Raw genomic sequence first — 12185 nt, 5'->3', positions numbered from 1 at the left:
TCGGAGTATGGGCGAGCACAAGGGATTGCGGGTGATTCCGGGCGGACATGAGCGGCGGCTCGAACCGCTGTGGCGCGAGGCGCTGGGGGAGCACCTGCGCGCCCTGCGTCAGCAGCGGCGCTCCACCCTGGTGGACACCGCCGGACGGGCGGGCATCTCACCGCAGTACCTGTCCGAGGTCGAGCGCGGGCGCAAGGAGCCGTCGAGCGAGATGATCGCCGCCCTCGCCGGGGCGCTGGGCACCTCGGTGGGCGAGCTCGTCGGCCGGGTCGCCGAGACGATGCGCGGGCGCGCCGCCGTCCCGGCCGCGGTGGTGGTGGGTGGCGATCGCCGGATCACGGCCCCGATGCCACGGACGCAGCCGCACACCATCGCCCCCAACGCGGTGCTGCTCGCGGCTTGACCACACCCGTCCTGCGCGGCGACCCGGACCTGCTGCGGCGGCGTGACCGCGGTTGTTCACGCCCCGTGTCGTCGGCTCGGATGTGCAGCGGTGGCCTGACCGTGTCGGTTCTCGTCCTGTCGCCGGGCGGGTTCAGGCGTCAACCGGCGAATCGATCAGGCTGCGCAGGAGGTCGACCAGGGCGCTGACCGGCATCTCGGGGTCGATGGCGCGTTGGACGCCGAGGCCGATGCCCAGCGAGAGCAGTTGCAGGGCGGCGTCGTCGGGGGAGACACGCAGGGTGGTTCCGGTGTCCTCGGCGTGGATGCGGATGAGCGAGCCGAGCATGGCGGTGAGGGTGCGGCGGCGGGTGGCCAGTTCGGTACGCACCTCCGGAACGTGCCGGGTGCTCGTCGCGAACTCGACCTCGAGCGCGGTCCAGCCCACGTCACCGATGTTCTCGTCGGCCCACCGGGCGAAGCCCTCGAGCCGCTCGGCCATGGTGTCGTGGGTCAGCACGGCCGCCGAGAGCGATTCGGCGCGCTCCACGTGCACCACATCGAGGACGGCCAGCCCCAACTCGTGCTTGGTCGCGAAATTCGAGTAGACCGCGCCCTTGGAGAAGCCCGCCTCGGCGGCCACCTTCTCCAACGAGGTGACGTTGTAGCCGTCGGCCAGGAACATGCGCTTGGCGGTCTCGACCAGACGCTCGCGGGTGAGTGCGTGCGATTGCTTGCGCGTCATCCTGGCCATACGCGAAATCCTAGCAAGATGGGCTACCGCTGGAATTCGAATACCGTTAGTATCCGAATTATGACTACACGACGTGGCCTGGCCATCGGATGCGGTGGCGTCCTCGGCTTCGCCTGGACCGCGGTCGCCCTCGACGCCGTCGAACGCGCCCTCGACTGGGACGCCCGCACCGCCGACGTCCTGGTCGGCACCTCGGCGGGCGCCGAGATCGTCGCCGCGCTGGGTTCCGGCCGCACCCCCGCCGACCTGCTCGCGGCCCTGGCCGACGCGCCCGACGCCGACCCGGTCCTCGCCCGACACGTGGCCGTCGACCCCGGCAAGCTGCCTCCGCTCCCGCGCCTCGGCCTGCCCGGCCTGGGCCTGATCGGCGCGGGCATCCGCGGCGGGTCGGCCTACACCGCGCTGGCCGGTCTGCTGCCGCGCGGCGGCGGTGACGCCGGTTGGCTGCGCGACTTCGGCCGCGCCCTGGCCGACCACGACGGCTGGGTGTCACACCCCGCCACCTGGCTGATCGCCGCCGACGCCGCCACCGGCGAGCGAATCGCCTTCGGCGCCGGTGACTCGGCCGGGTCGGTGCCGTCCAGGTCCGCCGATCCAGCCGGTTCCGCGGTCGATCTCGGTGACGCCATCGCCGCGTCCTGGGCGATCCCGGGCTGGTTCCCGCCGGTGCGCGTCGCCGGGCGCGACTACGTCGACGGTGGCGCGGTCTCCTCGGTCTCGGCCGACCTGCTGATCCCGCGCGAGCTGGACGAGGTGGTCGTGATCGCCCCGATGACCTCGGCCGGAGGCGAGCCCGCCACCGGCATGGACCGCGTCGAACGGCTGCTGCGCGCCCAGATGACCCGCGGCCTGGACCGCGAGATCGCCCAACTGCGGGCGGCGGGCACCCGGGTGATCCGGGTCGAGCCCAGTGCCGTGGACCTGGCCGTGATGGGCCCCAATTTCATGGATATCGCGCGGCGCGCGGCGACACTGGAGATCGCTCGTCGCACCGCACCCACCCGCGTCGCGGCGGCCGTCCGCGCGGCGCACGAAGGAGTCACCCTGTGAGCGAGCACCACGACGTGATCGTCATCGGCGCCGGTATCTCCGGTATCTGCGCCGCGATCAAACTGGCCGAGGCGGGCATCGACGACGTGCTGATCGTCGAGAAGGCCGAGACCTTCGGCGGCACCTGGCGCGCCAACACCTATCCGGGCTGCGCCTGCGATGTGCCCTCGGGCCTGTACTCGTTCTCCTTCGCGCCCAACAGCGAGTGGTCGCGGCTGTTCGCGCCGCAGCCGGAGATCCTCGCCTACGTCGACCGGGTGGCGCGCGAGCACGGGCTGGCCGCGCGGACCCGCTTCGGTGTCGAGGTCACCGCCGCGCACTGGGCCGAGGACCACTGGCGGCTGAGCACCAGCGACGGTGAGCTGACGGCGCGCTTCGTCGTCTCGGCGGCCGGGCCGTGGAACGAACCGCGCGTGCCCGAGATCCCCGGTCTGGCCGAATTCCCCGGCGAGGTCTTCCATTCCGCGCGCTGGAACCACGACTACGACCTGCGCGGCAAGCGCGTGGCGGTGGTGGGTTCGGGCGCCTCGGCGGTGCAGTTCGTGCCCGCCATCGCGCCCGAGGTCGCCCAACTGCACCTGTTCCAGCGCACCGCGCAGTGGGTGCTGCCCAAGCTCGACCACGCGGTGCCCGCCGTGGAGAAGCGGGTCATGCGGCGCATTCCGTTCGCGCACAAGGCGCTGCGGGGGATCGAGTACACGATCATGGAGGGTCTCGGTGTCGCGTTCCGGCGTCCGCGTCCGCTCATGCAGGCGGTGCAGGCCGTGGGTTCGGCGTATCTGCGCGCGGTGGTGCGTGATCCGGCGCTGCGCGCCAAGCTCACCCCCGACTATCTGCTCGGCTGCAAGCGGATCCTGTTCTCCAACAGCTACCTGCAGTCGCTGACCCGACCCAATGTCGACGTGTACGCCACCGGCGTGGCCGAGTTCCGGGGCAGCACCGTCGTCGGGGCCGACGGCAGCACCGCCGAGGTCGACGCCGTCATCCTCGGCACCGGCTTCCACATCCTCGACACCCCCTTGGCCGAGATCGTCCGCGGCGCCGACGGCCGCAGCCTGGCCGAGCACTGGCAGGGTTCGCCGGAGGCCTATCTCGGCACGGTCACCACCGGTTTCCCGAACGCGTTCACCGTGCTCGGCCCCAGCCTCGGCACCGGTCACTCCTCGGCGTTCGCGATCCTGGAGGCCCAGGTCGACTACCTGGTGACGGCCATCGCGAGCGCCCGCCGCGAAGGCTGGTCGGTGCTCGACGTGCGCCCACGGGTGCAGGCCGCCTACGTCGAGCAGGTGCAGGCGGCTCTCGCCACGACCGTCTACAACGCGGGCGGCTGCCGCAGCTACTACCTGGACGCCAACGGCCGCAACAGCTTCAGCTGGCCATGGTCCACCGGCGAGCTGACCCGCCGGGTCAGCGCCTTCGACCCCGCCGACTTCACCATCACCCACGACGACGTGGCTGTCCCGGCCTGACCGGGACACCGAAAGGAACGCAGCATGAGCTACCCCCGGATCGACCTGGACGGCGCACTGGTCGCCATCACCGGCGCCGCGCGCGGCATCGGCCTGGCCACCGCGCGGGCCTTCGTCGCGGCGGGCGCGCACGTCGCCCTCGGAGACCTGGACGAGGCGCTGGCCGTACAGGCCGCCGCCGAACTCGGTGACCGGGCGATGGGCCACGCCCTCGATGTCACCGACAAGGCCTCCTACGCCGCGTTTCTCGACGCGGCCACCCGGTGGCGCGGCCGTCCACTCGACGTGCTGGTCAACAACGCGGGCGTGATGCCCAACGGCGCGTTCCTCGACCAGTCCGACCGCATCGACCAGCTCACCATGGATGTCAACGTCTACGGCGTCATCCACGGCATGCGCCTGGCCCTGCCCGGCATGGTCGAGCGCCGGTACGGCCATGTGGTCAATGTCGCCTCGCTGGCGGGCAAGTTCCCGATCAAGGGCCTCGCGGTCTACAACGCGAGCAAGTTCGCCGTGGTCGGCCTGACCGCGGCGACCCGCCTGGAGATGGACGGCACCGGCGTGAGTGTGAGCGCGGTACTGCCCTCGGCGGTGCGCACCGAGCTGAGCTCCGGCATCGACTACGGCATCCTGCCCGCCGTCGACCCCGAGGACATCGCCGCCGCGGTGGTGCGCACGGTCAAGACGCGCGCCGCCGAGACCGCGGTGCCCGCCTATGTCGGTGTCGCCGCCGACGCCGCCGCGCTGGTGCCCGAACCGGTGATGAAGCTGCTGCGCAAGGCCGCTCACGACGACGCCGCGATCACCCGCGTCGACGACGAAGTCCGCCGCGTGTACCTGGACCGCATCGACAAGCAGTGAGCCGACGCGATGAGCCCGGCCGGACCTGGCGACGGGTAGACCCGGCCGACGCTCGCGCGTCCGCGCCGCCGGGCGCTCACCCGCGTTCGTGCAGGACCTGGTCCACCAGCCCGTAATCGAGGGCGGTGTCGGCGGTGAACACCCGATCGCGGTCGGTGTCGCGCCGGAGGGTCTCCGGCGACTGGCCGGTATGCACGGACAGGATCGCCTCCACCGCCGCGCGCATCCGCACGAGTTCGTCGGCCTGCAGGATGAGGTCCGGGATGGTGCCCTGACCGCGGGTCGCGGGCTGATGCAACACGATCCGGGTGTGCGGCAGCATGGCGCGATGTCCCGCGGCGCCCCCGGCCAGCAGGACGGCGCCGACCGCGATGGCCTGGCCGACACAGGTGGTGTGCACCGGCGCCTTGATGAAGCGCATGGTGTCGTAGACGGCGAGCATGGCCGACAGGTCGCCGCCCTCGCAGTTGATGTAGAGGCTGATCGGCTGGCCGGGGCTGTCGGACTCGAGGTGCAGCAGTTGCGCGATGAGCGCGTTGGCGACCCCGGAGTCGATCGGGGTGCCGAGATAGACGATGCGTTCGCTGAGCAGGTGCGAGTAGATGTCGGTGATCCGCTCGCCCCCGCGATGCTGGGACACGACATTGGGGATCGTGTAGCTGGTCACGGTGCCTCCTCGGCTAGGCGGTGATACCGATGCGGTGACGGTTGGGGACCACCTGATCGAACGATTCGACGATGTGGTCGATGAAGCCGTAGTCCAGGGCCTGGGTGGCGGTGAACCAGCGGTCGTGCAGGGAATCCTCGTAGACGCGGTCGAAAGGCTGGTCGGTGTCGGCGGCGATCAGGCCGAGCACCGTGTCGACGGTGTAGCGCAGATCGTCGGCCTGCACCTCCACCTCCACCGCGCTGCCACCGATCCCCGCCGAACCCTGATGCATGAGGACGCGGGCGTGCGGCAGCGCGAACCGGCGACCGGGCGAACCCGACGACAGCAGGAACTGGCCCGCGCTGCACGCCAATCCGAGCGCCAGCGTGGACACCTCACACGGCACCAGGCGCATCACATCGCGGATGGCGAGCATGGACGGCACCGAGCCGCCGGGGGAGTGGATCCACAGGGAGATCGGCGCTTCGGGCGACTGCGCGGCCAGGGTCAGCAACTGGGTGATCAGCAGGGTGCCGTTGTCGTCGTCGAGCGCGCCGTCGAGGACCAGGATCCGGCGGGCGAACAGTTGCTCGCGGGCCCGCCAGCTGAACATGGGGGATTTGTCATCGTGTGCCATGAGTCCACGGTGCCGTGTGGACAGGGTGACTCGCCGCTGATGCTGCTGTGAGCAGATCTGCTCAGGGCTGTGTTTATCGGAGAAGGTGAGAGGACCCGGTGCGTCGTGCGCACCGGGTCCTCTGGGGGGCGGTTACTTGGCGTCGAATTCCCTTGCGCGCAGGGAGCGTTCGATGCCTGCGCGGCCTTCGGAGACCAAGCGGTAGAGGGCGGGTGGGTGGTCGGCGGCGAGGAACTCGTCGGCCTTGGTGACCGCTTCCTCACTGATGGCCCAGTGGGGGTAGAGGCCGACTACGACGGTCTGGGCGACCTCGCTGGAGCGGCGGTCCCAGACGGCGGGGATCTGGGCGAAGTACTTGTCCACGTAGGGGGCCAGCAGCTCGGCCTGACCGGCGGGGGCGAAGCCGCCGACGATGGCGCGGGCGGTGATGTTGGGGACCGAGTCGTCGGCCATGACGGTGTCCCACGCGGTGGCCTTGACCTCGGCGAGGGGGCGGGCGGTGGCGGCCGCGGCGGCCTGGCGCTTGCCCGCGGCGGTCGGGTCGCCCTTCAGTTCGGCGTCGATGGCGGGGGTTTCGGGGCCGTCGGCGTCGATCAGCCCGGCCGCCGCCAGCGCGGTGACGATGCGCCAGCGCAGGTCGGTGTCGACGGTGAGACCGGCCAGTCCGGCGCTGGCGGGGTCGGCGTCGAGCAGCGCGGTCAGCACGTCGGTGTGCCGCGCGTCGAGCTTGGCGCCGGTCAGCGCGTTGACGAAGGCGAGCTGGTGATCCGACCCGGCCTCGGCGGCGCGGGCCAGTTCGAGCAGCCGGTCGGCGAAGGCGGGCCAGCCCTCCCGCTCGGCCCAGCCGGGATCGGCGTAGCTGCCGATGGCGGTGTTGGCCTGCATGAGCAGCCGCTGCACCACGCCGATCTCGGTCTCGGCGCCGATGCCGCGCTGCACCAGCGCCACGAAATCACGGGCCTTCATCTCGGCCTGACGGGTCATCTCCCACGCCGCCGACCAGGCCAGGGTGCGCGGCAGCGAGTCGGCGATGTCGCCGATGCGGCGCACCGCGACCTCCAGCGACTCCGGGTCGAGGCGCAGCGAGCAGTAGGTGAGGTCGTCGTCGTTGACCAGCACCAGCTGTCCGCGCGGCGCCCCGACCAGCTCCGGTACCTCGGTGCGGGCGGTGGCCGTCAGATCGAGTTCCACGCGCTGGGTGCGCACCAGCTTGCCGTCGACATCGTCGTAGACGCCGATCGCGATCCGGTGCACGCGGTGTTCACCCGCGCCCGGCTCGGCACCGTCCTGCACCACCGCGAAACTCTCGAAGGTGCCGTCGGCGGCCACGGTGAACTCCGGGCGCAGGATGTTGAGACCGGTGGTCTTGAGCCACTGCGCGCCCCAATCCGACAGGTCACGGCCCGACGCCTTCTCCAGCGCGCGCAGCAGATCGTCGAAAGTGGCGTTGCCGTAGGCGTGTTCGGCGAAGTAGTCACGCAGACCGGCCAGGAACGGCTGCAAGCCCACATAGGCCACCAGCTGCTTGAGCACCGAGGCGCCCTTGGCATAGGTGATGCCGTCGAAGTTCACCTCGACCGCGTGCAGGTCGGGGATGTCGGCGGCGATCGGGTGGGTGGAGGGCAGCTGGTCCTGGCGGTAGGCCCAGGACTTCTCCACATTCGCGAAAGTCGTCCAGGCGCTGGTGTATTCGGTGGCCTCGGCCTGGCACAGCACCGAGGCGAAGGTCGCGAACGACTCGTTGAGCCACAGGTCGTCCCACCACTTCATGGTGACCAGGTCGCCGAACCACATGTGCGCCATCTCGTGCAGCACGGTCTCGGCGCGGCGCTCGTAGGAGGCGCGGGTCACCTTGGACCGGAAGACGTAGTCCTCGAGGAAAGTGACCGCGCCCGCGTTCTCCATCGCGCCCGCGTTGAACTCCGGCACGAACAGCTGGTCGTACTTGCCGAAGGCATACGGCACGCCGAAGTTCTCGTGGTAGAAGGCGAAACCCTGCTTGGTCTCGGTGAACAGGCGCCCGGCGTCCATGTGGTCGGCCAGCGAGGCGCGGCAGAACAGGCCCAGCGGGATCTCGCCGTGCTCGTCGCGGTAGGAGTCGGTCCAGGTGGCGTACGGACCGGCGATCATGGCGACCAGGTAGGTGCTCATCTTCGGCGTGGTGGCGAAGGTATGGCGCACGACCGCGCCGACGGTGTGCTGCTGGGCGGTCGCGCCGTTGGACACCACCTGCCAGTCGGCGGGCGCGGTGGCCACGATGTCGAAGGTGGCCTTGAGGTCGGGCTGATCGAAGCAGGCGAACATGCGCTTGGCGTCGGCGGTCTCGAACTGCGAGTACAGGTAGACCTTGTCGTCGGCCGGGTCGACGAAGCGATGCAGGCCCTCGCCGGTGTGCGAGTACTCGCAGTCGGCCTCGATCACCAGTTCGTTGTCGGCGGCCAGGTCGGGCAGCGCGATGCCGGTCGACTCGTCGTAGCCGCTGATGTCGAGCGGGTTGCCGTTGAGCACGGCCGAACGCACCTGCGCGGCCACCAGATCGACGAAGGTGCTCGCGCCCGGGGTGGCGGAGAAGGTGACGGTGGTCTTGGAACCGAAGGTGTCCGACACTTCCGAGCCCGCGCCTCGCGGCTGGTCGGTGAGGTCGAGTTCGATCCGGTAGTTCCGCACGGCCACCGTGGCGGCGCGTTCGACGGCCTGGTCGCGGGTGAGATTCGGGGCGGACATAGATCTCCTTCGTCGTCGACGAACACGGCACGGTTCGCGCGTACCGGTGATCCCCGGCGCGCGCATCAGCGTCCACAATGCCACCTGCGGCCCGCCACCGCCCCCGGGTTCACCTCGGACCCGCACCCACCGCTCCCACCTCGCTGCTCGACCGACTCCGCTGCGCGTGCCGGTCGTCGGTGACGCGGTGTCCGCCCGGGGTGGCGCGCCGAGGGCACGCCACCCCGGGTAGCCGGTCAGCGCAGGGTGACCACCAGTTTTCCGAAGGTTCGGTCGGTCTCGCCGAGGGCGTGCGCCCGGGCCGAGTCCGCCATCGGGAACACCCCGGCGATGGTGGGCGTGAGGGTGCCCGTGGCGAGGAGGTCGGCGATGGCGTTCATCCCGGCGTGGTCGGCCTCGACGAGCAGGGCGGCCACCCGCACACCCTGCCGGTCCGCTTCGGCGCGCACTTCCTCCACTCCGATCGGTTTGATGGTGATCAGCAGGCCGCCGGGGCGCAGGACCCGCAGCGAGCGCAGGCTGGTCTCGGCGCCCATGGTGTCGAGCACGACGTCGACCTCGCGCACCGCCTCGGCGAAGTCGACGGTGCGGTAGTCGATGAGCTCGTCGGCGCCCAGGGCCCGCAGCTGCTCGTGCTTGGCGGCACTGGCCGTCCCGATGACGTACGCGCCCCGCGCCTTCGCGATCTGCACCGCCAGATGACCCACCCCGCCCGCGGCCGCGTGGATCAGCACACGCTGGCCCGCTTCGAGCTTCGCGGTGTCGACCAGTGCCTGCCAGGCGGTGAGCGCGGCCAGTGGGGTGGCCCCGGCCACGATGTGGTCGACGGACTCGGGCTTGCGGGCGAAGGCCCTGGCCGGGCCGGTGACGTACTCCGCCATCGACCCGTGCCCGTACGGATACGGCAGCATGCCGAACACCTCGTCGCCCGGCGCGAACAATGTGACGCCGAAGCCCACGGCCTCCACGATTCCGGAGACGTCCCAGCCGAGCACGAACGGCGGCGGGGGCAGGAACAGTCCGTCGAGCGCGCGGTGCTTCCAGTCGGTGGGGTTGATTCCGGCCGCGTGCACCCGGACGAGCAGTTCGCTCGGACCCGGTGTGGGGCGGGGCAGTTCGATCTCGCGCAGGACCTCGGGTCCGCCGAGGGTGTCCTGGCTGATGGCGCGCATGGTGTCGGTCATGCCGTAGACGGTGCCGGATTCCGTCCGCCCGGAAAATGGCAGAAAGGTCAGTATTCGATAGAATCGTGCCATGCATCGCGTGGTGGTTCTGGCACTCGACGGCGTCTACCCGTTCGAACTCGGGACGCCACAGCGGATCTTCGGCACCCTCACCGACCGCTATGAGGTGCTGACCTGCTCGGCCGACGGGCAGCCCGTGCGCACCAATGCCGACTTCCGGATCGTCGTCGACCACGGCCCGGCGTTGTTGGCCACCGCCGACACCGTGATCGTCCCCTCCTGCGACACCGCCGACGCGATCGCCGGGCTGAGCGAGTCCACCCGCGCCGCGCTCGCGCGCATCCGTCCCGGGACCCGGATCGTCTCGATCTGCACCGGCGCGTTCGTGCTGGCCGCCGCGGGTCTGCTCGACGGTCGCCCCGCTGCCACGCACTGGCGGATGGCCGACTCGTTCCGGACACATTTCCCGCGCGTGCGGCTCGACGCCGACGTGCTGTTCGTCGACGACGGCGACCTGCTCACCTCGGCGGGCGCGGCCTCCGGCGTCGACCTGTGCCTGCACCTCGTGCGCGCCGACCACGGCAGCGCGGTGGCCAATCACGTGGCGCGCCTGTGTGTGGTGCCGCCCTGGCGCGAGGGCGGCCAGGCCCAGTTCATCGACCAGCCGGTTCCCGATCCCGCCCAGGCCAGCACCGCCGCCACCCGGCACTGGGCCCTGGAGAACGTGGAACTCCCGCTCACCATCACCGAACTCGCCGCCCACGCCCGCATGAGCCCGCGCACCTTCGCCCGCCGCTTCGGGGACGAGGTGGGCATGAGCCCGGGCCGCTGGCTCACCCAGCAGCGGCTGGCCAGGGCCCGTCACCTGCTCGAGGCCAGCGAGTTGTCGGTCGAGCAGATCGCCGGGCGGGTCGGTTTCGCCACTGGGACCTCCCTGCGCCAGCACTTCCAGGCGAGCGTCGGCGTCGCCCCGTTGGCCTACCGCCGTACCTTCCGGCTCGCCGACGGTGATCGCGCCACTGCCTGATCGCGGCCCACGCCGCCGCATCCCCGGCAGGCGATCGGCGACCCGGCGCGCTGGGTAGCCCGGACGTGACCGTCCTCGGTGCGATCGCTGCCCCGCGGCCGCTCCGCCGGGAAATGTGACCGGCCTCGCGTCGCGGTGACCAGGCCCGATCCGGGGCCGGGCGGGCCGGTAGAGTCCGTACCGACATCAGTGCGTACACCCAGGATTCGGAGGCTCGACGTTGAAGCATGTGCACGCCGGGAAAGTTCGTGACCTCTACGAGGACGGCGACACCCTGCTGCTCGTTGCCTCCGATCGCGTGTCGGTCTACGACGTCGTGCTGCCCACGCCGATCCCGGACAAGGGCGCGCTGCTGACCCAGCTGTCGAACTGGTGGTTCGAGTACTTCACCGGCATTCCCAATCACGTGGTCTCGGCCACCGATGTGCCCGCCGAGTTCGCCGGGCGCGGCATCCGGGTCAAGCCGCTGAAGATGGTGCAGGTCGAGTGCATCGCGCGCGGATACCTCACCGGGTCGGGGCTCAAGGAGTACGAGCGGTCCGGGACCGTGTCGGGCATCGCCCTGCCGCCGGGTCTGCGGGACGGCGACAAGCTGCCCGAGCCGATCTTCACCCCGTCCACCAAGGCCGCCGAGGGCCACGACGAGGCGATCAGCTTCGCCGACGTGGTGAACCAGGAGGGCCGCGAGGTCGCCGAGAAGCTGCGCGGGCTGACCCTCGAGATCTACTCGCGCGGTGCCGAGCACGCGGCGAAGGCGGGCGTGATCGTGGCCGACACCAAGGTCGAATTCGGCTGGGACGGTGACGTACTCACCCTCGGTGACGAGGTGCTCACCTCGGACTCCTCGCGCTTCTGGCCCGCCGACGAATGGGAGCCGGGCCGCCCCCAGCGCTCCTTCGACAAGCAGTTCGTGCGCGACTGGTCGACCTCCACCGGCTGGAACAAGGAGTACCCCGGCCCGGAGATTCCCGCCGACATCGTCGAGATCACCCGCCGCAAGTACGAGGACGCCTACGAGCGCATCACCGGCAAGACCTGGACCGGCACCCCGGCCTGACCTCGCGCGCGGCGCCGGTCAGTGCACCGGCGCCGCGACACCCTTGACCTCGCACACGTGCGCCATGTGGGCGCTGCCCCACGCGCCGAGCGGCGCCAGCGCCGCGTTGAGCGACACCCCGAGCTCGGTGAGCGAGTACTCGACCTTCGGCGGCACCTCCGGATAGATCTCGCGATGCACGATGCCGTCGTGCTCGAGCTCGCGCAGCTGCTGGATCAGCATCTTCTCGGTGACTCCCGGCACCAGCCGTTTCAGCTCGCCGAACCGCTGCGTGCCGGTGGACAGCGCCCACAGGATCAGCGCCTTCCACTTCCCGCCCACCACGTCGAGCGCGGCATCGATACCGCACGAATACGGACGCTCTCGCTGCTTCATACGCGCCTTACTTACTT

12 protein-coding genes are annotated in these 12185 nt (G+C 70.7%); 6 read left to right on the top strand and 6 right to left on the bottom strand.

All coding sequences use genetic code 11. The features are described 5' to 3' along the window. Positions 1-7: 7 nt before the first annotated feature. The gene (locus QC180_RS12950) at positions 8-403 is read left to right on the top strand and encodes a helix-turn-helix domain-containing protein (RefSeq protein ID WP_278262939.1); all 396 of its coding nucleotides are present in this window, start codon (positions 8-10) and stop codon (positions 401-403) included. Between the two features lie 132 nt (positions 404-535). Here QC180_RS12950 and QC180_RS12945 read toward each other — a convergent pair whose 3' ends face one another. Further along, entirely contained in the window at positions 536-1135 is a 600-nt protein-coding gene (locus tag QC180_RS12945; RefSeq protein WP_278262938.1) for a TetR/AcrR family transcriptional regulator, read from the bottom strand. 60 nt (positions 1136-1195) lie between these two features. On the opposite strand from QC180_RS12945, the gene QC180_RS12940 reads away from it, so the two are divergent. The 3 genes from QC180_RS12940 to QC180_RS12930 are packed head-to-tail and all read left to right on the top strand — an operon-like array spanning position 1196 to position 4515. After that, the gene (locus QC180_RS12940) at positions 1196-2185 is read left to right on the top strand and encodes a patatin-like phospholipase family protein (RefSeq protein WP_278262937.1); all 990 of its coding nucleotides are present in this window, start codon (positions 1196-1198) and stop codon (positions 2183-2185) included. Continuing rightward, positions 2182-3654 (top strand): flavin-containing monooxygenase, encoded by a 1473-nt coding sequence (locus tag QC180_RS12935; RefSeq protein ID WP_278262936.1) that lies wholly within the window; start codon positions 2182-2184, stop codon positions 3652-3654. Before QC180_RS12940 ends, QC180_RS12935 begins: the two co-directional genes overlap by 4 nt. 24 nt (positions 3655-3678) lie before the next feature. Further along, a complete protein-coding gene (locus QC180_RS12930) occupies positions 3679-4515 on the top strand; it encodes an SDR family oxidoreductase (protein WP_278262935.1) in 837 nt (278 codons plus the stop codon). 76 nt (positions 4516-4591) lie between these two features. On the opposite strand, the gene QC180_RS12925 is transcribed toward QC180_RS12930, so the two are convergent. The 4 genes from QC180_RS12925 to QC180_RS12910 form a co-directional block, all read right to left on the bottom strand. Then, on the bottom strand, positions 4592-5182 hold the full coding sequence (locus tag QC180_RS12925) for a ClpP family protease (protein WP_278262934.1): 591 nt from the start codon (positions 5180-5182) through the stop codon (positions 4592-4594). Positions 5183-5195: 13 nt separating this feature from the next. Continuing rightward, positions 5196-5801, bottom strand: a complete 606-nt coding sequence (locus QC180_RS12920) for a ClpP family protease (RefSeq protein ID WP_278262933.1) — start codon at positions 5799-5801, stop codon at positions 5196-5198. A 132-nt stretch (positions 5802-5933) separates the two neighbouring features. Next, on the bottom strand, positions 5934-8525 hold the full coding sequence (gene pepN / locus QC180_RS12915) for an aminopeptidase N (protein WP_278262932.1): 2592 nt from the start codon (positions 8523-8525) through the stop codon (positions 5934-5936). A 236-nt stretch (positions 8526-8761) separates the two neighbouring features. Next, positions 8762-9709: an NADP-dependent oxidoreductase gene (locus QC180_RS12910; RefSeq protein WP_278262931.1), complete on the bottom strand. Its 948-nt coding sequence runs from the start codon at positions 9707-9709 to the stop codon at positions 8762-8764. A 70-nt stretch (positions 9710-9779) separates the two neighbouring features. On the opposite strand from QC180_RS12910, the gene QC180_RS12905 reads away from it, so the two are divergent. Both QC180_RS12905 and QC180_RS12900 read left to right on the top strand, forming a co-directional pair. Next, entirely contained in the window at positions 9780-10736 is a 957-nt protein-coding gene (locus tag QC180_RS12905) for a GlxA family transcriptional regulator (protein WP_278262930.1), read from the top strand. Between the two features lie 220 nt (positions 10737-10956). Beyond that, positions 10957-11793, top strand: coding sequence for a phosphoribosylaminoimidazolesuccinocarboxamide synthase (locus QC180_RS12900; RefSeq protein WP_278262929.1), 837 nt, complete (start codon positions 10957-10959; stop codon positions 11791-11793). 18 nt (positions 11794-11811) lie between these two features. Here QC180_RS12900 and QC180_RS12895 read toward each other — a convergent pair whose 3' ends face one another. Continuing rightward, positions 11812-12168 (bottom strand): winged helix-turn-helix transcriptional regulator, encoded by a 357-nt coding sequence (locus tag QC180_RS12895; protein WP_278262928.1) that lies wholly within the window; start codon positions 12166-12168, stop codon positions 11812-11814. Positions 12169-12185: the final 17 nt, after the last annotated feature.

Origin of the sequence: Nocardia anocheti, assembly GCF_029675105.1 — a bacterium.
Lineage (GTDB): Bacteria > Actinomycetota > Actinomycetes > Mycobacteriales > Mycobacteriaceae > Nocardia.
The sequence above is the reverse complement of the archived record's forward strand: the minus strand, read 5'-3'. Positions and strand labels throughout refer to the sequence as shown.